This is a genomic window from Campylobacter sp. TTU-622 (genome assembly GCF_016598965.1).
GTDB lineage: Bacteria > Campylobacterota > Campylobacteria > Campylobacterales > Campylobacteraceae > Campylobacter_D.
The window spans coordinates 1-19,343 of record NZ_JAENKR010000022.1 but is presented as its reverse complement, the minus strand read 5'-3'; the positions used below and the strand labels follow the sequence as shown (position 1 = coordinate 19,343).

At 27.4% G+C, this 19,343-nt stretch carries 18 protein-coding genes, 1 other RNA gene and 1 pseudogene; 8 read left to right on the top strand and 12 right to left on the bottom strand.

What is annotated here, in order from left to right; translation table 11 throughout:
• Positions 1-165 precede the first annotated feature (165 nt).
• Positions 166-813, bottom strand: coding sequence for a ribulose-phosphate 3-epimerase (rpe, locus tag JG677_RS03700; protein WP_200217060.1), 648 nt, complete (start codon positions 811-813; stop codon positions 166-168).
• A 167-nt stretch (positions 814-980) separates the two neighbouring features.
• Between rpe and rpmB the strand changes: the two genes are divergently transcribed.
• The 4 genes and pseudogenes from rpmB (at position 981) to JG677_RS09075 (ending at position 2,639) form a co-directional block, all read left to right on the top strand.
• Positions 981-1,175: a 50S ribosomal protein L28 gene (gene rpmB / locus JG677_RS03695; RefSeq protein ID WP_200169345.1), complete on the top strand. Its 195-nt coding sequence runs from the start codon at positions 981-983 to the stop codon at positions 1,173-1,175.
• 130 nt (positions 1,176-1,305) lie between these two features.
• Positions 1,306-1,527: a YdcH family protein gene (locus JG677_RS03690; protein WP_200169344.1), complete on the top strand. Its 222-nt coding sequence runs from the start codon at positions 1,306-1,308 to the stop codon at positions 1,525-1,527.
• A 410-nt stretch (positions 1,528-1,937) separates the two neighbouring features.
• Positions 1,938-2,204: pseudogene (locus JG677_RS09080) on the top strand (methyl-accepting chemotaxis protein); the annotation flags it as partial.
• On the top strand, positions 2,187-2,639 hold the full coding sequence (locus JG677_RS09075) for a CZB domain-containing protein (RefSeq protein ID WP_373563784.1): 453 nt from the start codon (positions 2,187-2,189) through the stop codon (positions 2,637-2,639). The pseudogene JG677_RS09080 and the gene JG677_RS09075, both read left to right, overlap by 18 nt.
• Positions 2,640-2,653: 14 nt before the next feature.
• On the opposite strand, the gene JG677_RS03680 is transcribed toward JG677_RS09075, so the two are convergent.
• The 8 genes from JG677_RS03680 to gpmI form a co-directional block, all read right to left on the bottom strand.
• Entirely contained in the window at positions 2,654-3,250 is a 597-nt protein-coding gene (locus JG677_RS03680) for an NUDIX hydrolase (protein WP_200169342.1), read from the bottom strand.
• Between the two features lie 81 nt (positions 3,251-3,331).
• Positions 3,332-5,410 (bottom strand): TonB-dependent receptor domain-containing protein, encoded by a 2,079-nt coding sequence (locus JG677_RS03675; protein ID WP_200285226.1) that lies wholly within the window; start codon positions 5,408-5,410, stop codon positions 3,332-3,334.
• Positions 5,411-5,924: 514 nt separating this feature from the next.
• The gene (locus JG677_RS03670; protein WP_200169340.1) at positions 5,925-6,872 is read right to left on the bottom strand and encodes an acetyl-CoA carboxylase carboxyltransferase subunit alpha; all 948 of its coding nucleotides are present in this window, start codon (positions 6,870-6,872) and stop codon (positions 5,925-5,927) included.
• A gap of 2 nt (positions 6,873-6,874) precedes the next feature.
• Positions 6,875-8,092, bottom strand: coding sequence for a beta-ketoacyl-ACP synthase II (locus JG677_RS03665; protein WP_200217058.1), 1,218 nt, complete (start codon positions 8,090-8,092; stop codon positions 6,875-6,877).
• 30 nt (positions 8,093-8,122) lie between these two features.
• Entirely contained in the window at positions 8,123-8,356 is a 234-nt protein-coding gene (gene acpP / locus JG677_RS03660) for an acyl carrier protein (protein WP_131163651.1), read from the bottom strand.
• Positions 8,357-8,418: 62 nt separating this feature from the next.
• A complete protein-coding gene (locus tag JG677_RS03655; RefSeq protein ID WP_200285224.1) occupies positions 8,419-9,666 on the bottom strand; it encodes a DUF2920 family protein in 1,248 nt (415 codons plus the stop codon).
• Positions 9,666-10,409 carry a 3-oxoacyl-ACP reductase FabG gene (gene fabG / locus JG677_RS03650; protein WP_200285222.1) on the bottom strand — a complete coding sequence of 248 codons (744 nt, stop codon included), beginning with the start codon at positions 10,407-10,409 and terminating at the stop codon, positions 9,666-9,668. The genes JG677_RS03655 and fabG overlap by 1 nt, the downstream gene beginning before the upstream one ends.
• A gap of 66 nt (positions 10,410-10,475) precedes the next feature.
• Positions 10,476-11,954, bottom strand: a complete 1,479-nt coding sequence (gene gpmI, locus JG677_RS03645) for a 2,3-bisphosphoglycerate-independent phosphoglycerate mutase (protein WP_200169337.1) — start codon at positions 11,952-11,954, stop codon at positions 10,476-10,478.
• A 79-nt stretch (positions 11,955-12,033) separates the two neighbouring features.
• Here gpmI and mraY point away from each other — a divergent pair, with 79 nt between their 5' ends.
• Together mraY and murD are read left to right on the top strand one after the other, a co-directional pair.
• The gene (mraY, locus tag JG677_RS03640; RefSeq protein WP_200169336.1) at positions 12,034-13,092 is read left to right on the top strand and encodes a phospho-N-acetylmuramoyl-pentapeptide-transferase; all 1,059 of its coding nucleotides are present in this window, start codon (positions 12,034-12,036) and stop codon (positions 13,090-13,092) included.
• The gene (murD, locus tag JG677_RS03635; RefSeq protein ID WP_200285220.1) at positions 13,089-14,291 is read left to right on the top strand and encodes a UDP-N-acetylmuramoyl-L-alanine--D-glutamate ligase; all 1,203 of its coding nucleotides are present in this window, start codon (positions 13,089-13,091) and stop codon (positions 14,289-14,291) included. The genes mraY and murD overlap by 4 nt, the downstream gene beginning before the upstream one ends.
• Positions 14,292-14,334: 43 nt before the next feature.
• Here murD and JG677_RS03630 read toward each other — a convergent pair whose 3' ends face one another.
• Positions 14,335-15,378, bottom strand: a complete 1,044-nt coding sequence (locus JG677_RS03630) for an AI-2E family transporter (RefSeq protein ID WP_200285218.1) — start codon at positions 15,376-15,378, stop codon at positions 14,335-14,337.
• Positions 15,379-15,384: 6 nt separating this feature from the next.
• Complete coding sequence (gene ruvB, locus JG677_RS03625) at positions 15,385-16,392, bottom strand: Holliday junction branch migration DNA helicase RuvB (RefSeq protein ID WP_200169333.1); 1,008 nt, start codon at positions 16,390-16,392, stop codon at positions 15,385-15,387.
• Positions 16,393-16,602: 210 nt separating this feature from the next.
• Between ruvB and JG677_RS03620 the strand changes: the two genes are divergently transcribed.
• Positions 16,603-17,013, top strand: coding sequence for a histidine phosphotransferase (locus JG677_RS03620; protein ID WP_200169332.1), 411 nt, complete (start codon positions 16,603-16,605; stop codon positions 17,011-17,013).
• 1 nt (position 17,014) lies between these two features.
• Positions 17,015-17,374, top strand: a transfer-messenger RNA (tmRNA) gene (ssrA, locus tag JG677_RS03615).
• 149 nt (positions 17,375-17,523) lie between these two features.
• Here ssrA and JG677_RS03610 read toward each other — a convergent pair.
• Positions 17,524-19,278, bottom strand: a complete 1,755-nt coding sequence (locus JG677_RS03610; RefSeq protein ID WP_200285216.1) for a hypothetical protein — start codon at positions 19,276-19,278, stop codon at positions 17,524-17,526.
• Between the last annotated feature and the right edge of the window lie 65 nt (positions 19,279-19,343).

The window sequence follows — 19,343 nt, the reverse complement described above, 5'->3', positions numbered from 1 at the left end:
TATTATCTTTATTTAGGTTAAATGAAATACCCATAAACTCTAAAAGTTTTAAATCTAAATTTAAATGCTTTAACTCATCAATCATAGAAAATTCATTAATAACCCACTCATAAGATTTACTTTGTTTAATAAGTTTATTAATAATTAAATCGATTTGTTGTAAATTCAAAATTCAAGCTTTAATGATTTAATAGCACTTGCATAATCATTAGAAGAAAAAATATGATTTCCTGCAACCAATATATCAGCCCCACAAGCTTCTAAATCACTAGCATTTAAACCATTTATACCTCCATCTACCTCTATAAAAACTTTTGCATTTTTTTTATCAATCATTTCTCTTAATTCTTTAATTTTTTCATATATTAATGGCAAAAATTGTTGTCCTCCAAATCCTGGATTAACACTCATTAAAAGTACTATATCAACAAATTCTAATATGTGTTTGATAGAATCTACTGGTGTATGTGGATTTAAAACAATACCAGGATGAATTCCTTGAGATCTTATATATTCACAAAGTCTTATAGGATGATTTTCTGCTTCAAGGTGAAAAGTAAGAAATTTAGGCTTTAAAGGGATAAAAAGATTTACAAATTTACTTACATCATTTACCATTAAATGGATATCTAAAGGAATTTTCGTAATACTTGAAATCCTTTCTATTACACAAGGGCCGAATGTTAAATTTGGAACAAAATGTCCATCCATTACATCAATATGCAAAAGATCAGCTCCTGCTTTTTCTATTGCCTTAATCTCTTCTTCAAGTTTTAAAAAGTTAGCAGATAATATACTAGGGGCTACATACATTTCTAACCTCATTTTTACATTAATATAAATAATTTAATTTAGAAAAATTTTATCTTTTATAAATTAAAAAAATATAAATAATTTGAATTTTTAAGTTTATTTAGATACAATTTCATTTTTACTAGAAAAATACAGCTAAAATAAATCTCAAGCTTAAGGAAAAACTAATGTCAAGAATTTGTCAAGTTACGGGTAAAAGACCTATGGTCGGTAATAATGTTAGTCACGCTAATAATAAAACAAAAAGAAGATTTTTACCAAATCTTAGAACAGTTCGTATAACTCTAGAAGATGGTACAACAAAAAGAATAAGAATTGCAGCTTCTACTTTAAGAACTCTTAAAAAACAAAACTCTAAATAATATTAAGGAAACAAATTCCTTAATATCTTCATTTTTATTATAAATAAATTTTATATTTTTTTAAGTCTAAGTCTCCTTTTTATAAGATATAATATTAATTAAGCTTATTTTAGAAAAATAAAGGAAAACCATGCTACATGAATTCAGGGACTTGATATCATCATTAAAAGGTAAAGATGCTCACTTTGATAAACTTTTCGATCAACACAATCAATTAGATGAAAAAATTAAAAATGCTGAGAATGGAACTATTTTTTTAAATGATATGGAAATTTCAAAACTTAAAAAAGAGAAATTAATACTTAAAGATCAGCTCAACGAATATCTTTCAAATTACCAAAAGGAGTTATAATGTTTAGTTCAAAAAATAATCAAAATGATCTCAAATTTCTTGAAGAAGAAGTTAAAATCTATAAAGAAAAAATAAAACATCTAGAAAATGAGAATTTAAATCTTAAGACAAAAGTTAGCTCTCTTGAACAAGAAAGTTTAGAATCAAAACTTAAAACAGATCTTTTGAAAATTTTATTAGAAGGAGTTCTTAAAAATATTAGTATTGTTCAAAATAATATGCTAGATAATGTTAATAAAGCTGAAATTATTTCACAATATTCTCAAAACTCACTTAGCAAAATGGATGAACTTGATCATATTACTCATTCTATAACCTCTTCTTTAGAAGAAATTATAGAATCAGCAAATAAATCTCGCAATACTGCTGGAACTCTTCATAGAAGTGTTGATGAAATTACTAATGTTATCAATTTAATTAAAGATGTTTCAGATCAAACAAACCTTTTGGCATTAAATGCAGCAATAGAAGCTGCACGTGCTGGAGAATATGGACGTGGTTTTGCTGTTGTGGCAGATGAAGTTAGAAAACTTGCCGAAAAAACACAAAAAGCTACTGCTGAAGTTGAAATGAATATAAATTTATTAAAACAAAATGCAAATGAAATGTATTCACAAAGTGAACAAGTAGAAAAAGTTTCCACTGATTCTAATTCTTATATACAAAATTTTTCAAGTAAATTTAGCGAATTAATTCAAGAATCTAATTTAACAAATGCTAATGCAAAAGACATAACTTCTGAAGCTTTTATTTCTTTAGCCAAACTAGATCATGTTGCTTTTAAACTTAATGGTTATAAAGAAATTTTTGAAAAAACAGGAAATCAACTTGCAGATCACACCTCATGTCGCTTAGGAAAATGGTTAGCAAGTACAGGAAAAGAAAGATTTGGTCATAGTAAAATATTCTCAAAAATTAATGAACCTCATCAAAAAGTTCATGAAAATATGAATTCTGCAATCAATATAGCTCACTCTGAAGACTCATCAGCACAGATAGTACAAAATAGAATTACAGAAAAATGTCAAAATGCAGAAAATGCTTCTTTAGAACTTTTCGATATTTTCGAAGAAATGCTCAAAGAAACAAGCTTATCTTATCAAAAAAATTAATTTAGCTTAAATTTTTAAGCTAAATTATATATTTTAGCTTTTTTCTTCATAAACCAAAAATAAGAATAATCAAGCAAAGAATTACGAATGGTATCTTTCAAAAAATCATCAAAATCTAAAACTTTTACATAAACAGCTTCAATCTCCTCTGCATCTATGCCTCCACCTTGACCTAATTTATCTTTTTGACTCACTTCTGCAAAATAAAGATTTTGCTTACTAACCCCAGATCCAAAGCCTGAATAAAACTCATTAATCTTTTCTAATTTTTTAGGGCAAAAACCAAGCTCTTCTATACATTCTTCTTTAGCGATATCTTCTAAGCTTAAATCTTTATCAACTAATCCAGAGCAAAGTTCTATGGTATATCCTAAATTTTTATTTTCTTTATATTCTTTTGAATTCATTTGATAATACCAAAGCGGAATTCTAAATTGTTTAACAAAAATAAAACTTTGCAAATCTATATGATACAATAAAATAGACACGCTATCCTTAGCACAAATAAAATCCCAAGAATACTTTTTGCCTTTATGTTCATAAGTGTATCTTTTAGGTTTTATATAAGGTGAAGAAATAAATTTTTCTTCTTTAAGTGTTTTTAAATTCATAATATTCCTTTAAAAACTTTTATTAAGCTATGAATTTATAATAAATCATTATAAATTCAAATTATTTAATTTTTTATAAATTTAAAAATCATATTTATAGCTTACCCAAAAACTCCTACCTTCGGTGTAATCTTGATATCGATTTGCATATCCTCCTGGCAATCCACTTGTTGTATAACTTGTAATACCTGGATCAAAAAAGTTTTTATCAAAGAGATTTTGTATAGAAAAATTAAGGGTACTATTTTTATTAACTTTATAATTTAATCCAATATCAACTATATAAAAAGGTTTGTATTTTTTCCAAGGTAAAGGCGTAGTATTTCCTCCTTTTGGTTTGCTAATAGTATCAAGTCTTGCTCTAGTTTTTATATAAGTATTAAATTTATCTTTTTTATAATTTAATTTTATCATAGCTATATGTCTTGGTAAATTCTCTATCCTATCACCGCCATAAATATTTTTTTTACCATCTTTATAACGATTATCCATAAAAGTATAAGTAGAATTAACACTAAAGCCATTATAAGATTTGGTATTAAAAGCAAATTCTATACCTTTTGTTCTAGTTTTTCCTAAATTTATAGGTCTTATACATGTGCCGTTGCTACAATCTATACCATCTAAAATTCCATCTAAATATTCATTAGAAATTTGATTTTCAAAGTCTGTTATAAAAGCAGTTATAGAATAATGCGCAAAATTAAAAACTCTAAAATCTATACCTAATTCATAGTTTATGCTTTCTTCTGGTTTTAAATTAGGATTTCCAAAAGAAGCAGTTCCATTGCTATAATTATAATATCCATTTGTAAGTTGTTTTGCTGCAGGAGTTTTATAACCTTTTGCCACTCCACCTTTTAAAGTTGTATTGTCATTTAAGTTATAAACTAAATAAATTCTTGGGGTAAATTGCGAATCAAATAAATCACTATAAATATATCTTAATCCTGTTGTAAATATAAGATTATTAGTAATAAAATATTCATTTTCTGCATATAAAGCAGCCAATGTTTGATCTAAATTTTTTCCCTTAATTTCACTTCCAGCAGATGAAGAATCATTTTTAAGCATTTCATAATCTAATCTTGCCCCAAAACTTGTAACAAAATTCCCATATTTGTCAAAATTAAATGGTGCAACCGCTTTACTTTCTCCTACAAAAATTTGACTATGCAAATCTATATCTTTAGTACTTCCATATTGAAAATAAGAATTAGTTGAAAACGAATCATATGTTCCATCATGATTTAAAACTATATTATCTTTAAACAATCTTCTTTCACTTTTTATTGCTCTACCACTTGTTGAATTTACACCTATTTCATTAATATAACGCTCTAAATCTAAATATACATCATTATTATCATTAATGTTTAAATTAAATCTAGTTCCAAAACCTAAGGTAGAAAAAGCTCCTGGAGAATGACTAGCAATTTGATAGTTAGATGGTTTTTCAGATGATCCTTGATATACTGGAGTAGGCCATTTTAAATCAGAATCCTTCTTATCATAATACTTTAATCTAGCAGAAACTGAAAATTTATTATCAATAATTGGCGTTGCTACATAAAGATTTAATCCTCCTGCGTTGCCGTATTTTTTAGGATGATTTTGTAAAAGCGTATTAAATTCAATAGATGCTTCTGTTTTATCAGGATTTTTTTTAGTGATAATATTTATAACACCTCCAACAGCATCACTTCCATAAAGCGTTGATGCAGGACCTCTTATAACTTCTATGCGCTCAATCATTGATAAAGGGGGCAAATATCCTGATTCACTCCCTCCAAAACCATTATCATGAAAACCATTTGCAACACTTTGCCTTTTTCCATCAATTAGTACAAGGGTATATGTGGAACCAAAACCACGTATACTAAAATCATAAGTTCCTGTTTTATTCATAGTTACATCAACACCTGGAATATCAGCAATGGCTTCACCTATATCTTTGACAGGTTTTTGATTTAATTCTTCTTTTGTAATTACAGATATAGATGCAGGTGCATCTACTATACTCTGTTCAAATCCACTTGCGCTTATAACAGCTTCATCAAGTCTATATCCTTCTTGTGCAAATACAAAAGAATTTAAAAATAAAGAAAAATATAATAATTTCTTTTTTGTAAATTTTTGATATTTTAATTTCCTGTTCAAAATATTTCCTTTAAAATAAAATTGATATTAAATATCAATTTTGAATTATAGGAGAACTAACTTAAAATTATTTTAATAATAAATAAATATTTAATTTATTTAATAAATAAAATAAAAATTCAAATAAAATTAGATAAAAATAGATTTATGAAGTTATTTTTATAATTGGTAAAATAATAGAGATTTTTGATTTCTCAGCAGCGAGAAAAACTACTCATTTTAATAAAATTATTTTTAAGAAATTTATTTTTTCAAACTAAATAACTTCTTTTTGATGTTATGATAGCAATACCTATTAGATTTAACAATATAAAGTGTGAAGTCCATAGTTTACTTAGCTTAGCAAACTAACTTGATTCCCACATTACAAAGAGAAAAGTAAAAAAACTTATTTCTTCAAATTCTACAAATGGGCGTTAATGAAAATTTGCTGTATAGAAATTTTTATTTTTAAAAATAGATTAAAAACAAGTATAAATTATTTTATATATTGGCAATATAAAATAATTTAATTCTATATTTTAGAACATTCAGTATAAGAACCACGTTTAAGAATTTTTTGCATACGATTAGAAGCAAGTTCTCTTTTATCAATTTTTTCAAGTTCTTCTAAAGACTTTTTAACATAATTTGCTATAGCAACAGCCGCTGCTTCTTTATTACGATGTGCTCCATTTATTGGTTCTTCTATAACATCATCTATTAAAGATTGAGATTTAAGATCATCTGCTGTTATTTTCATAGCCTTAGCCGCTACTTCATTTTTCAAAGGATCATTCCAAAGTATTGCCGCACACCCTTCTGGAGAAATAACAGAAAAAACTGAATTTTTCATCATAGCAAGTTTATCTGCAACTCCTATAGCTAAAGCTCCCCCACTGCCACCTTCTCCAATAACAATAGCAATAGTAATAGTCTTAAGATCGCTTAATTCATATAAATTACGTGCTATAGCTTCACTTTGACCTCTTTCTTCAGCTTCAATTCCTGGATAAGCTCCTGGAGTGTCAATTAAAAAAAGTATAGGAATTTCAAATTTTTCAGCAAGCTTTGCAACCCTTAAAGCCTTACGATATCCTTCAGGATGAGGCATACCAAAATTTCTTAAAATTTTATCCTTAGTCCCTCTTCCTTTTTGCTCTCCAATAACAATGAGTCTTTTTTGTCCCAAGTAACCCATAAAACAAACAATAGAAGGATCATCTTTAAAAGACCTATCACCATGAATCTCATGAGCATCATTTAAAATAAGATGAATATAATCTAAAGCATAAGGGCGATCTGGATGTCTAGCAAGTTGCAAACGTCCAAAATCGCTTAAATTTTTATAAGTTTTTTGTATCTCTTTTTCAAGATTTTTTTGCAAAATAGCAACAGCTTCAAAATCACCTTTATTTTTTGCATTAATAATGTCTTGATCAATTTGTTCAATATTTTTTTCAAAATCTAAATATGAAGCCATTATTAATTATCTACTTTTTTAAAAATTACACAACCATTCGTGCCACCAAAACCAAATGAATTACTCATAGCAACCTTTAAATCTGTCTTTCTAGCTTTATTAGGCACATAATCAAGATCGCATTCTTCATCTTTAACAATTTGATTAATAGTTGGTGGAATAATATTTTGTTCTAAAGCCATAATACTAATAACAGCTTCAATAGCTCCAGCAGCTCCTAAGCAATGTCCTGTTTGACCTTTAGTAGAGCTTATTAAAGGAATATCATTTCCAAAAAGCGCTTTAATAGCTGCTGTTTCATTTTTATCATTAACTGGAGTTGAAGTCCCATGTGCATTAATATAATCAATTTTAATATCACCAGCCATTTTTAAAGCTTTTTGCATAGCTCTTAATGGACCATCTAATGTAGGTGAAGTAATATGATGCGCATCAGCACTTTCTCCAAATCCTATAAGTTCAGCATATATATGAGCACCTCTTTTTTTAGCCTCTTCATAGTCTTCAAAAACTAAAGCTCCAGCTCCTTCTCCCATAACAAAACCATCTCTTTCTTTATCAAAAGGTCTTGAAGCTCTTAATGGATCATCATTTCTTGTTGATAAAGCTTTCATTGAAGCAAAACCACCTATTCCTACAGGGCAAATAGCTGCCTCTGCACCTACAACAAGCATTTTATTAGCCGTTCCTAAAACTATACTTTTATAAGCTTCAGCTATAGCGTGAGTTCCTGCTGCACAAGCTGTTACGCAAGAAATATTTGGTCCTTTTAAAGAATACTCTATAGAAATTAAACCACCTAACATATTAACAAGTGCTGATGGGATAAAAAATGGAGAAATTTTACGCGCGCCCTTTTCAAAACAAATAATTGAATTTTTCTCTATATTAGGCAAACCACCTATTCCAGCTGCTGAAACAACGCCAAATTCCTCCTCTTGGAATTTTTCATTAAAATTAGCATCTTGCATTGCCTCTTTTGCAGCTTTTATTCCAAGTTGTATAAAACGATCAATTTTCTTTACTTCTTTAGCATCAACAACTTCTAGTGGATCAAAATTTTTTACTTCAGCAGCTATTTTTACAGGAAAATTACTACTATCAAAAAGAGTAATATTTCCAACACCACTTTTACCTTCACAAATTGCCCCAAAAGAGTCATTTTTATTTAGACCAAGAGCATTGATCATTCCAATACCTGTAACCACAACCCTTTTCAAGAATAACTTCCTTATTGTAAGAATTTAAAATTATTTCTTAAGATTATCGATATAATTTACAACATCCTCGATTTTAATAAGCTTTTCAGCATCACTATCAGGGATTTCTATACCAAATTTTTCTTCTAAAGCCATAATAAGTTCAACAACATCTAAGGAATCTGCACCTAAATCTTCAATTATCTTAGAATCCATTTTTACTGCATCTGCATCAATACTTAATTGTTCTACTACAACTGATTTTACATCATCAAAAGTTGCCATTATTTATCTCCTTGAATTTAAAATAAAGCGTATTTTATCCTAAAAAGCTTAAAAATACAATATTACTTTTTCATAATTCTTAAACTTATTTTATTATCATTTTCACTAAAAGTATAAATTAAATCTTCACTCGGATAAGAAATACTTTTATCTTTAAAATCTTTCTTATTTTCTAAAAAAATTTTTTCCAATAGAGGCGGAAGTTCTTTTTTTATTAAAAGTTTTGTAGGTATTCCCATTCCGTGAGTTAAATTTTTTATGAATTTATGATCTATATCTTTTTGATCAATTTCATAAAGTTGAGTATCAAAATTTAAATCTTTAAATTCTTTATATAAAATTCTTTTTTCTTCCAAAGAAAGGTATTCATCTTTTACAGAAAAATAACTAATATATTTTGTATGAGGATATTCACCCTGTATTACTAAATGATCTTTTTCTAAAATGTTTCTTATTTTTCTTCTTGCTGGAGAAAAAAAGTTTTTTGATTCTTTATTACTAGTCCAAAATGTTTTTGTAGAACAATGGGTATTAATATGATGAAAAAAATCAAAAGTCGAAAATTCGGCATATTGCATAAAATCAATCTCTTTGCCAAAACCAACAACCCTCCAAGGAAATTTAGCTCCGCTAGAATTATCAATGACTCCATCTATAAGCCAAGGAGCAATTTTAGCTGCAAGGTGTGATAAATATCCTCCGTGAGAAGTTCCTGTCATTATAACAGGCAAATCCCCCCCCCCAGAAATTTTAAATGGAGGATTTGTTTTGATAAAAAGCAAAGCATTGATTAAATCTTGTGCTTGCATAATACCAAAATTCTGATATTCATTTTTACTAGGTTGTAAGCTTACATGAAGATTTAAAAAATAGCTAGGATTTAATTTTCCTTCAATTTTTCTTTTAGATAAACTTTGATTGATAAAATGAAATACTTCGCTCATTTTTTCATAAGTATCAATTTCTTGAACTCTTAAAGGAAGTGGCAAATTAATAGCTTTACAACTTTCATTTAAAATAAGCTTATCAATATCATCTAAATAAAAACTAGAACCTGTTTGAGGACGATTTCCTATACAATGATAATTAACCCCCACAATGGCAATATCTAAATTTTTAATCAAATCTCTAGCAATAAAATCTAAATAAGGATCATTACAATCAGTCCCAAGGCCTTGATTAATAAAAACTAAGGCCCTTACTTCTTTGATATCATCAAACCAAAGCTTAAATTCAAGCTTTGATTCCCTTTTTATATTAAGCTCAACATCATCACAAGAAGTGATTTCATAAGTTTTTTGATTTATCATTACATATAAAGCCCGCCGTTAATTTTAAGAGAATCTCCTGTAACATAAGAAGCATAATCACTAAGTAAAAATGCCACACAATAAGCAACCTCGTAAGGCTCAGCAAAACGTTTTAAAGGTATATTATCTTCATAAGATTTTTTAATCTCTTCGCTTAAAACCTCTGTCATATCACTTTTGATAAATCCAGGCGTTACAACATTAAAACGAATATTACGACTTGCTCCTTCTTTTGCAAAAGATTTAGTCATAGCAATCATTCCACCTTTACTAGCAGAATAATTTACTTGTCCAATATTGCCCATTTCACCTACTATAGAAGCTATATTTACAACGGCTCCAAAACGTTTTTTACTCATTATTTTTAATGCTTCTTTACAGCCTAAAAATGCTGAATTTAAATTTGCATTAATCACTTCAGTAAAGTCTTCTAATTTCATTCTTAAAGCTAGTTTATCATTTGTAATTCCTGCATTATTTACTAAATAACTAAGCTCTCCATCGCTTTCTACAATGGTCTTAATAGCAGCTTCAAATTCATCTTCCTTGCTTGCATCAAATTTAATTACAGCTGCTTTACCACCTTTTGATTCAATTTCCTCTTTTAAAACATCTGCAAGTTTATGATCTCCTCTATAATTAATCCAAACCTTAAGATTAAATTCTGCCAAAACTCTTGCAATATAAGATCCTATACCTTTACTTGATCCTGTAATTAAAACATTTTTTCCACTAAATTTCATTTTTACTCCTTTTAATTTTAAAATTATACAATGCTTTTTTATAATTAAATTAATTTATACCTATAATTAAAATAAAGCTTCATTCATTTCTTCTGGAATACTAAGCCCCATAATCTTTAAAATACTTGCAGCTATATTGCTAAGTCCTTTATTTTCTTTAAGTTTTGTAACATTTTTTGCCTCAATAAAAGCAAAAACATCAAAAGTTGTATGATTGGTAAGTAATTCTCCTTTATTATTTTGCATAGCTTCACAATTACCATGATCGCTTGTAATAACAAAAGCATAATCATGCTCTCTAGCTTTTTTTATAATTTCTCCCAAACAATCATCTACAGCTTCTACTGCCTTAACAGCTGCTTCAAAATCTCCAGTATGTCCTACCATATCACCATTAGCAAAATTAACAACTATAAAATCCTCTTGATTTTTTATACCTTTTAATACCACTTCAAGCACCTCATAGGCACTCATTTGAGGCATTAAATCATAAGTTTTTACTTTAGGACTTGGAATTAAAACCCTCGTTTCATTTTCAAGTAGCTCTTCTTTACCTCCATTAAAAAAGAAAGTTACATGAGCGTATTTTTCAGTTTCTGCAGTATGAAGTTGTCTCAAACCAGCTAAAGAAATAATTTCGGCTAAAGTATTATCAATCTTTTCTTTTTTAAATAATACTGGAATATTATACTTATCATCATAAATAGTCATTGTAAGTAAATTTTTAAAAATTTTTTCACGTTTAAATTCTTTAAAATTTTCATCATTTAAAACTTCAATAATCTGTTTCATTCTATCATTTCTAAAATTAATAAAAATAAGCCCATCTTCTTCATCAATTCCATTAAATTTAGGATCAATCGTAGGTTCTAAAAACTCATCAGTAATATTTTTTTCATAAGAATTTTTAATATAATCAACAAAATCATTATTTTTTAATACTTTAGCTAATAAACAATCATAATACTTTTGCGTTCTTTCCCATCTTTTATCCCTATCCATAGCATAAAATCTTCCACATAAGCTTGCAAATTGTATATCTTTTTCTTGACAAAAATTTGTTATATCTTTAATAAAATTTAGACCACTTTTAGGATTTGTATCTCTACCATCGCTTATTATATGAGCACAAACTTCATTCCCTGCCTCTTTGCAAATTTTAAGTAAAGCTTTAAAATGCGTATGACTTGAATGCACTCCTCCATCACTATATAAACCTATAATATGAATTTTTTTACATTTTTTTAAAAGATTTTGAAGATTAGAGTTATCTTTTAAAGTATTATCTTCTATGGCTTTATTGATTCTTACTAAATTTTGATAAATAATGCGCCCACTTCCTATACACATATGCCCTACTTCGCTATTACCCATTTGGCCTTCTGGCAAACCTACTGCTAAACCACTTGTTTTAATAAGAGTATGAGGTACCTCTTTAAAAAGTTTTTCATAATTTGGCTTTTTAGCATGAAAAAAAGCATTAAATTCGCGATCTTGATTGTGTCCTATGCCATCTGTTATAACTAAAATACATTTTTGCTTCATTTTTCTAAACTCTTTATAAGATTATTTTTTGCTTAATTTTACTAAAATTAAACTTTAAAAACAAAAAAAGGCTTTAAATTTGTATTATTTATCTTATTTTAGTGATTATGCTTTTTTTACTTATATTAGTGTGCGTGCAGGATTTGCATTTTTCATTGCTCTTTGCCTTACTTTATTTATTATTCCAAAATTTATAAGATGGGCAAAAACAAAAAATGCTAACCAGCCTATATATGAACACGCTCCACAAAGTCATCAAATAAAGTCAAAAACCCCAACAATGGGCGGAATTATCTTTATATCTTGTGCTGTCATTGCTAGTTTAGCATGTATTAAATTTGATAATCTTTTTGCTATTTTAGCACTTTTATGCCTTATTTTATTTTCTCTTATAGGTTTTATTGATGATTTAGGTAAAATTCTTTATCAAAATAATCATAGTGGTCTTAGCGCGAGAGCTAAACTTATGGCTCAAATCATTGCATCTTTACTTTGTTGTGTACCACTTTATTTTTATGGATTTAATACAGATTTATATATTCCTTTTTACAAGCATCCTCTTTTTGATTTATCTCTTTTTGCTATAGTTTTTTGGATTTTAGTTCTAATTTCAAGTTCTAATGCGGTAAATTTAACAGATGGGCTTGATGGATTGGCAACGGTTCCTTCCATATTTTCTCTTGCAACTTTAGCAATTTTTATTTATTTAAGTGGAAATCTTAATTATAGCGAGTATCTACTTTTACCTAAAATTCAAGGACTTGGAGAAGTTTCAATTGTTTGTGCAGCTTTAATTGGGGCTTTAATGGGATTTTTATGGTATAACTGCTATCCAGCACAAATTTTTATGGGAGATAGCGGTAGCTTAAGCATAGGAGCTTTTATAGGATTTTTAGCAATTATTAGCAAGAATGAAATTTTACTTTTACTTGTAGGGTTTGTTTTTGTTCTTGAAACTATATCTGTTATCTTACAGGTTGGAAGTTTTAAAATATTTCATAAAAGAGTATTTAAAATGGCTCCTATTCATCATCATTTTGAAAAAGTTGGCTGGGTAGAAAATAAAATTATTGTGCGTTTTTGGATGATAGCTTTACTTACTAACTTAATCGCTCTTGCTTCAATAAAATTAAGATGAAAAAATCTTTATTTGGCTACGGAAAAACTACTAAAGCTATAGCCCAAAAACTAGGTGGTTTTGATATTTATGATGATAATTTTAAAAAACCTTTAAAAGATGAATTTAATAATAATTTATTGCCTATAAATTATTTTAATCCATCTTTAAGCTCTCTTGAAATTGCAAGCCCTGGTTTTCCCAAAGATCATATCCTTGTTAAACAAGCTAGAAATTTAATCAGTGAATATGATTTTTTTTACGATATTATGCCAAGAAGTATCTGGATAAGCGGAACAAATGGAAAAACAACAACAACGCAAATAACCCAACATCTCTTAAAGTCTGTAGGTGCTGTTATGGGTGCAAATATAGGAATACCCCTAGCCGATTTAAACCCTTATGCAAAATTATGGATACTTGAAACTTCATCTTTTACTCTTCATTATACAAAAATAGCAAAACCTGAAATCTATGCTCTTTTACCTATAAGCACAGATCATATCTCTTGGCACGGAAGTTTTAAAGCCTATGAGGAAGCAAAGCTTAGCGTTTTAAGTAGAATGCAAAAAAGTGATAAAGTTGTACTTCCTCAAATTTATGCTGATATTCCTACAAAAGCAGATAAAATCACTTACAAGAACGAAGAAGATTTAGCAGAAAAAATGAATATTGACTTAAAAAAAATTAATTTTAAAAAGCCTTTTTTAATCGATGCTCTTATAGCTTGTAGTATAGAAAAAATAATCCTTAAAGACATTAACTATAGACTTTTATCTACTTTTAAAATGGAAGAAAATAAATTAGAAGAATTAAAAGATCATCTAGGAAGAATTTGGATAAATGATACAAAAGCAACTAATGAAAGCGCTACTTTAGAAGCTCTTAAACGTTATAAGGATAAAAAAATTTATCTTATTATAGGTGGTGATGACAAAGGAATGGAATTTAAGAACTTATTTAATTTTATGAAAAAACTAGATATATCACTATATATCATAGGAGCAAATATACAAAAACTTAATTCTTACGCTCAAGATTATAATATAAAAGCTTATCAATGTCATTTTCTAAAAGAAGCTATAAAAGAAATTTCTAAAAAACTAAAAAAAGATGAAATTGCTTTATTAAGCCCTGCTTGTGCAAGTTTAGATCAATTTAGCTCTTATAAAGAACGTGGAGAAATATTTAAAAAAGAAATCAAACAATTAAATAATTAAAAAGTTTAAAAAATTAATAATTTAAACTTTTTAATTTATTTTTTTAAATTAAATTTTTATCTTTTAAGATTACATAAAGTCTTATAGTTGAAATAAAAAAAGTTAAAATAGCTGGGCCTAAAATAATACCCCAAAATCCAAAACTAGAAATTCCAGCTATCATTGCTAAAAAGATTAAAAATTCATTGATGTTAGTAGGAGTTTTAACAAGCTTTTTATTGATCCATTTTATAATTAAAGGTTTAATTAAAGTATCCGCCAAAAAAGATATTACTAAAACAGAATATCCAAAAATCCAAAAGGCAGCTTTTTGATTGTTCATAGCAAATTCATAAAGACTAATAGGTACATAGATTAAAGCACCTCCAATAGCTGGGATCAAAGAACTTATCGAAAAAATAGCACCCATTAAAAATCCATTATAACCAAAAATAGTAGTAATAATGGCAAACAATGCTCCTTGAAAAATAGCAACAATAACCATAGAATAAAGTACTACCGCCATAACATTACTTACTTCACTTAAAACATCTTCTAGTTCTTTTTTTTCAATAGGTACAATAGATTTTATATAAATTACGAGCTCTGTTCCATAAAGATTTGCAAAAAAATAAAATACACAAATTAACACCATATCAATTAAAAACTTAGCACCACTTTTGGTAAAAATTGAAGCATAAGCTAAAAATTGCTTTGAAAAAGTATTAAGATCAATATTACTTAAAAACTCTTTTATTTTTGGCTCTAAAAAACTAAAAGATTCAGGAAGAGAAAACTCATAATTCTTGATATAATCTAAGGTATAAGTAATAGTATTTATATCAAAATTTTTCAAAACTTTAACAAATTCTATCATAGCATAAACAAAAGGAGCAAAGAAAAGGATAACAATACAAGCAGTAGTCATACAAGTAGCTAAAAATTTATGACCCTTAGCTAAATTTAAAAATTTTAAATGCAAATTAGAAGTAGCTACAGCCATTAAAATAGCAATTATTATAACAAGTAAAAAATTTTTAAAAAGATAAAGCAAAAGCACTAAAACAACCAAGATAAAACATATTAAAAATATTTTGCCATTTTTCATATAATTTTAATCCTCAAATAAATTTTTTTGATAATTTAGTTTTAGAATTTTAAAACTCTTTGCACTTGCAATTCTTCCCTTGGCTGTTCTTTCTATATAACCATTAGCAAGTAAATAAGGTTCAATCACATCTTCAATAGTATTTTCATCTTCGCTTAATGCAGCAGCAATACTAGCAAGTCCTATAGGTTTTTGCTTTGCAGAAGTTAAAAGTTCTAAATATCTTAAATCCATAGCATCAAAACCAAGCTCATTAACACCTAAAGAATTTAAAGCCTCTTTAGCCCTTTCTTCACTAATATTTTCTTCATCATTTACATCAGCAAAATCTCTGACCCTTTTTAAAAGCCTTAAAGCGATTCTTGGCGTAGAACGTGATCTTTTAGCAATCTCGAGTGCAGCTTTTTTATCGCAATTTTTGCCAAGTTTATTTGCGGCTTTTTGCAAAATAAGAGCTAATTCTTCATTTTTATAAAATTCTAAACGAAATTGCATTCCAAAACGATCTCTTAAAGGATTGCTAAGCATTCCTGCTCTTGTTGTAGCACCGATTAAAGTAAATTTAGGCAAATCAATTTTTATTGTTTGTGCAGCAGGACCACTTCCTATAATAATATCAAGCCTATAATCTTCCATAGCTGGATAAAGCACTTCTTCTATGGCAGGGCTTAAACGATGAATTTCATCGATAAAAAGAATATCACCTTCACTAAGATTTGTCAAAATAGCAGCCAAATCTCCACTTTTTTCTATCATAGGTGCTGCTGTTGTTTTGATATTTGTATTCATTTCATAAGAAATGATATTAGCCAAAGTTGTTTTTCCAAGTCCTGCAGGTCCGCTAAAAAGAATATGATCTAAACATTCTTTACGCTTCTTAGCAGCACTAATAAAAATATGAAGATTTTTTTTAATCTTTTCTTGACCGATATATCCATCAAAATTTGAGGGTCTTAGAGAGGTTTCATAAGTTTCATCTAAAGAAAATTTTTCTATTTCTACTATTCTATCCATTTTAAACTGCTTTGAAAAATTAAATGAAGAATTTTAACAAAGTATAGTTTTAATTTTTATAAAAAGATTATTTATATTTTATAAGAAATTTATCAAAAATAAATTAAAACTTTTTGCCAAAAATTTAAAAATATCTATTAACTTTAAAATTTAGTTTTTAGCTAAAATTCGATAAAATTTAAAGTGAATTTTTAGAATAATGGTTTAAAAATGGGAATTTTAACAAAATTAGAATTAGATTATGAAATTGATGATATAGAGAAATTTTTGCAATTTTTTAGAACCATGTGCGATCGCTTTGAACCATTAATTATAAAATTAGGCACAGATAAACAAAAATATAAAGAAGCCATAAAAGAACTTGAAACTTTAGCACATAATACTGCTTGGGCAGCAAGGCGTTTAGAACTTCAAGAAGTTACAGATTTTTGTGTATTTTGCGAAGAAATGATGGTTCAAGCAAGTCGTTTTGAAGGACCTGCAAGTGAAGAATTTACAGATTGGATGCTTTTAATGAGTGATCAATTTGAAAAATATTGCAGATCTTATGAAAATGATGATTCTGTTTTAGCTATTTTTAATCCTTTAATTGTTAATGTTCCAAATATCATTTCTAAATAATGGGAGCGACTTGGCTTCGACAGGAGTAAGTTTGCAAAGATGGCATACCGCTTTGGGCAAAGCGTTAAAAGCCTAAATAAAATTAAACGCAAACAACGTAAAATTTGCTCCTGCTTACGCTAAAGCTGCGTAAGTTCAGTTGAGCCCGAATTTTAAACGATACTATCTAGTTTAAAATTTGGTCATTACAAGATAGTGTAGTCTTTGATTTGACGCATCAAAGATGAAATAAAAGTCTTAGCCAAATCTTAAAGTTTTGGAAGATGAGCTTGATTTGGTGAATTCTTCATCTTTACTAAGTATGTAGAGGTCTTTGTGGAATTATTTTTGGACAGGGGTTCGATTCCCCTCGCTTCCACCAATCTTAAATAAAAATATTTATCTTCACTATTAATTACAACTTTTAATTTCATAAAAATTAAATTCTTATTTTTAATTTATAAAATCACATTTTATAACATTTATTAAGTTATAAAGAAATATAAAATTAAAGCTTATAAAAAACAAGCTTTAATGTAAAATATCTTTAATTAATTTTTGTAAATTTCTTTTTATTTTTTCTTCATCTTTTAAAATAAAACATCTTGCTTTTGGCCAAAAGAAACTTTTAGGATCTTCAAATTTCCCCCAACGCCAATCAAATCTAGGATGCAAAAGAACTATCGTTGGAATATCCATAGCCAAAGTTAAGTGAGCAATCGCACTATCAATGCTGATCATACAATCAATATCAGATAGATTATTTAAAGTATCATTCCAATTTTTTATTTTTTTAGTTCTATCCTCTATATTTTTAGGTAAATTTTCGTTTGATTGCATTTGAAAAGAAACAATTTCATAATCTAAATCTTTTAAAACATCAAATAATAATTCAAATTTGAAATTTCTTAACAAATCAGAACCCTCTGCATTAGGAGTAAAATAAAAAATACCTAATTTTTTCTTTTTATTTTGTGGCTTTTTTTGTGCTAATATTGGTGTTTTTAATTGTTTAATTTCGCTTAATTTAATATCAATTAAAAAAGGTAAAGAGCAAATAGGGATAGCATAATCAAATTTTTTAGGTAAATTTTTTAAAACTTTTAAATTATTAAAAATATCATCATTTGAATTTAAAATTTTTATTTGATTTTTAAACATTTCATACATTGCACTTTGAGGAGCAAATAAAACTTTTGATGCAATTTTACAAAGCTTTTCTAAACATCTTGCATACATTATAGTATCCCCAAAACCTTGCTCGCAAAATACTAAAACTTCTTTATCTTTAAAAGCATTGACACCAAATTTATTAAAAGCTTTTATACTTTCATTATAATGATAAGTAGAAAAAGTTTCATTATGTGCATAAAATAATCTACTCTCATAATATTTCTTACCCTCTTCAAAATTATCATCCACCCCCATACGCATTAAAAGATATGCAAGATCAAATTGATAAGTTGCGTGAGTATTTAAACTTAAACACTTTTGATACGCATTATAAGCTCCTTGATAATTAGCACTAAATTCCAATACTTTAGCATAATTTTGCCAAAATTGTGCATGATGCTGATTTGCTTCTTCTAAGGATTGAAAAAGTTTTAAAGAATCACTCACCCTAAAAAGTTTAAAAAGCAAATATGCTTTTTGTGGCAAAATTTGATGAGTTAAAAAATCTTGTATCTTAGAGATAGTAAGATTTTCTTTGGTTTTGCTATGGAGTCTATCTTGAAGATTATTTAAATTAGGACTATAGCGTCCCATAAGGGTTCCATTTTGTAATTTATCTATTAAATTTTGCATAAAATTATATAATTCTTCGTGTGCATTTAATGCTTTGATAAAGTCATTCTTAAAATAAATTTCTGCATAATCTTTCCATAGGTCCAGATTATACAAATCTTTTGAAAGAAGTTCTTTAAAAATTCTTTCAGATTCGTCAAATTTATTTATAAATTTATAAAGAAAAGCTAATTGTAGATTAATTTCATTTTGCAAATCATCTTTACGATCTAAAAGTTTTTGCAATAGATTTAACGCCTCATCAAATCTTAAATTTTCAATATAGCTTTTAGAAAGCATAAGACCATTAAAACTTGTAGGATTGATAGAAAAAAGCTCTTGAGCATAGTATAAAGCTTTTTTAAAAAGCGAAAGTTTATAAGATGAGAGCATAGCAAATTCTAAAGCAAATTTTGAATTTTCTTTTAAAAATTTCTCACTTAATTCTAAACATTTTTCATAATTAGCATTAAAATAATAATAATAAATTTTATCAAACATAGTTTTCCTATAAAATATTTTATTTAACCTTATATTATGATATAAATTTGATAAAAAGATAATTA

What these genes read in the sequence shown, in the direction of transcription:
- rpe (WP_200217060.1), bottom strand. Translation starts at nt 813, where the DNA reads ATGTATGTAGCCCCTAGTATATTATCTGCTAACTTTTTAAAACTTGAA.
- rpmB (WP_200169345.1), top strand. Translation starts at nt 981, where the DNA reads ATGTCAAGAATTTGTCAAGTTACGGGTAAAAGACCTATGGTCGGTAAT.
- JG677_RS03690 (WP_200169344.1), top strand. Translation starts at nt 1,306, where the DNA reads ATGCTACATGAATTCAGGGACTTGATATCATCATTAAAAGGTAAAGAT.
- JG677_RS03680 (WP_200169342.1), bottom strand. Translation starts at nt 3,250, where the DNA reads ATGAATTTAAAAACACTTAAAGAAGAAAAATTTATTTCTTCACCTTAT.
- JG677_RS03670 (WP_200169340.1), bottom strand. Translation starts at nt 6,872, where the DNA reads ATGGCTTCATATTTAGATTTTGAAAAAAATATTGAACAAATTGATCAA.
- acpP (WP_131163651.1), bottom strand. Translation starts at nt 8,356, where the DNA reads ATGGCAACTTTTGATGATGTAAAATCAGTTGTAGTAGAACAATTAAGT.
- JG677_RS03655 (WP_200285224.1), bottom strand. Translation starts at nt 9,666, where the DNA reads ATGATAAATCAAAAAACTTATGAAATCACTTCTTGTGATGATGTTGAG.
- fabG (WP_200285222.1), bottom strand. Translation starts at nt 10,409, where the DNA reads ATGAAATTTAGTGGAAAAAATGTTTTAATTACAGGATCAAGTAAAGGT.
- gpmI (WP_200169337.1), bottom strand. Translation starts at nt 11,954, where the DNA reads ATGAAGCAAAAATGTATTTTAGTTATAACAGATGGCATAGGACACAAT.
- murD (WP_200285220.1), top strand. Translation starts at nt 13,089, where the DNA reads ATGAAAAAATCTTTATTTGGCTACGGAAAAACTACTAAAGCTATAGCC.
- JG677_RS03630 (WP_200285218.1), bottom strand. Translation starts at nt 15,378, where the DNA reads ATGAAAAATGGCAAAATATTTTTAATATGTTTTATCTTGGTTGTTTTA.
- ruvB (WP_200169333.1), bottom strand. Translation starts at nt 16,392, where the DNA reads ATGGATAGAATAGTAGAAATAGAAAAATTTTCTTTAGATGAAACTTAT.
- JG677_RS03620 (WP_200169332.1), top strand. Translation starts at nt 16,603, where the DNA reads ATGGGAATTTTAACAAAATTAGAATTAGATTATGAAATTGATGATATA.
- JG677_RS03610 (WP_200285216.1), bottom strand. Translation starts at nt 19,278, where the DNA reads ATGTTTGATAAAATTTATTATTATTATTTTAATGCTAATTATGAAAAA.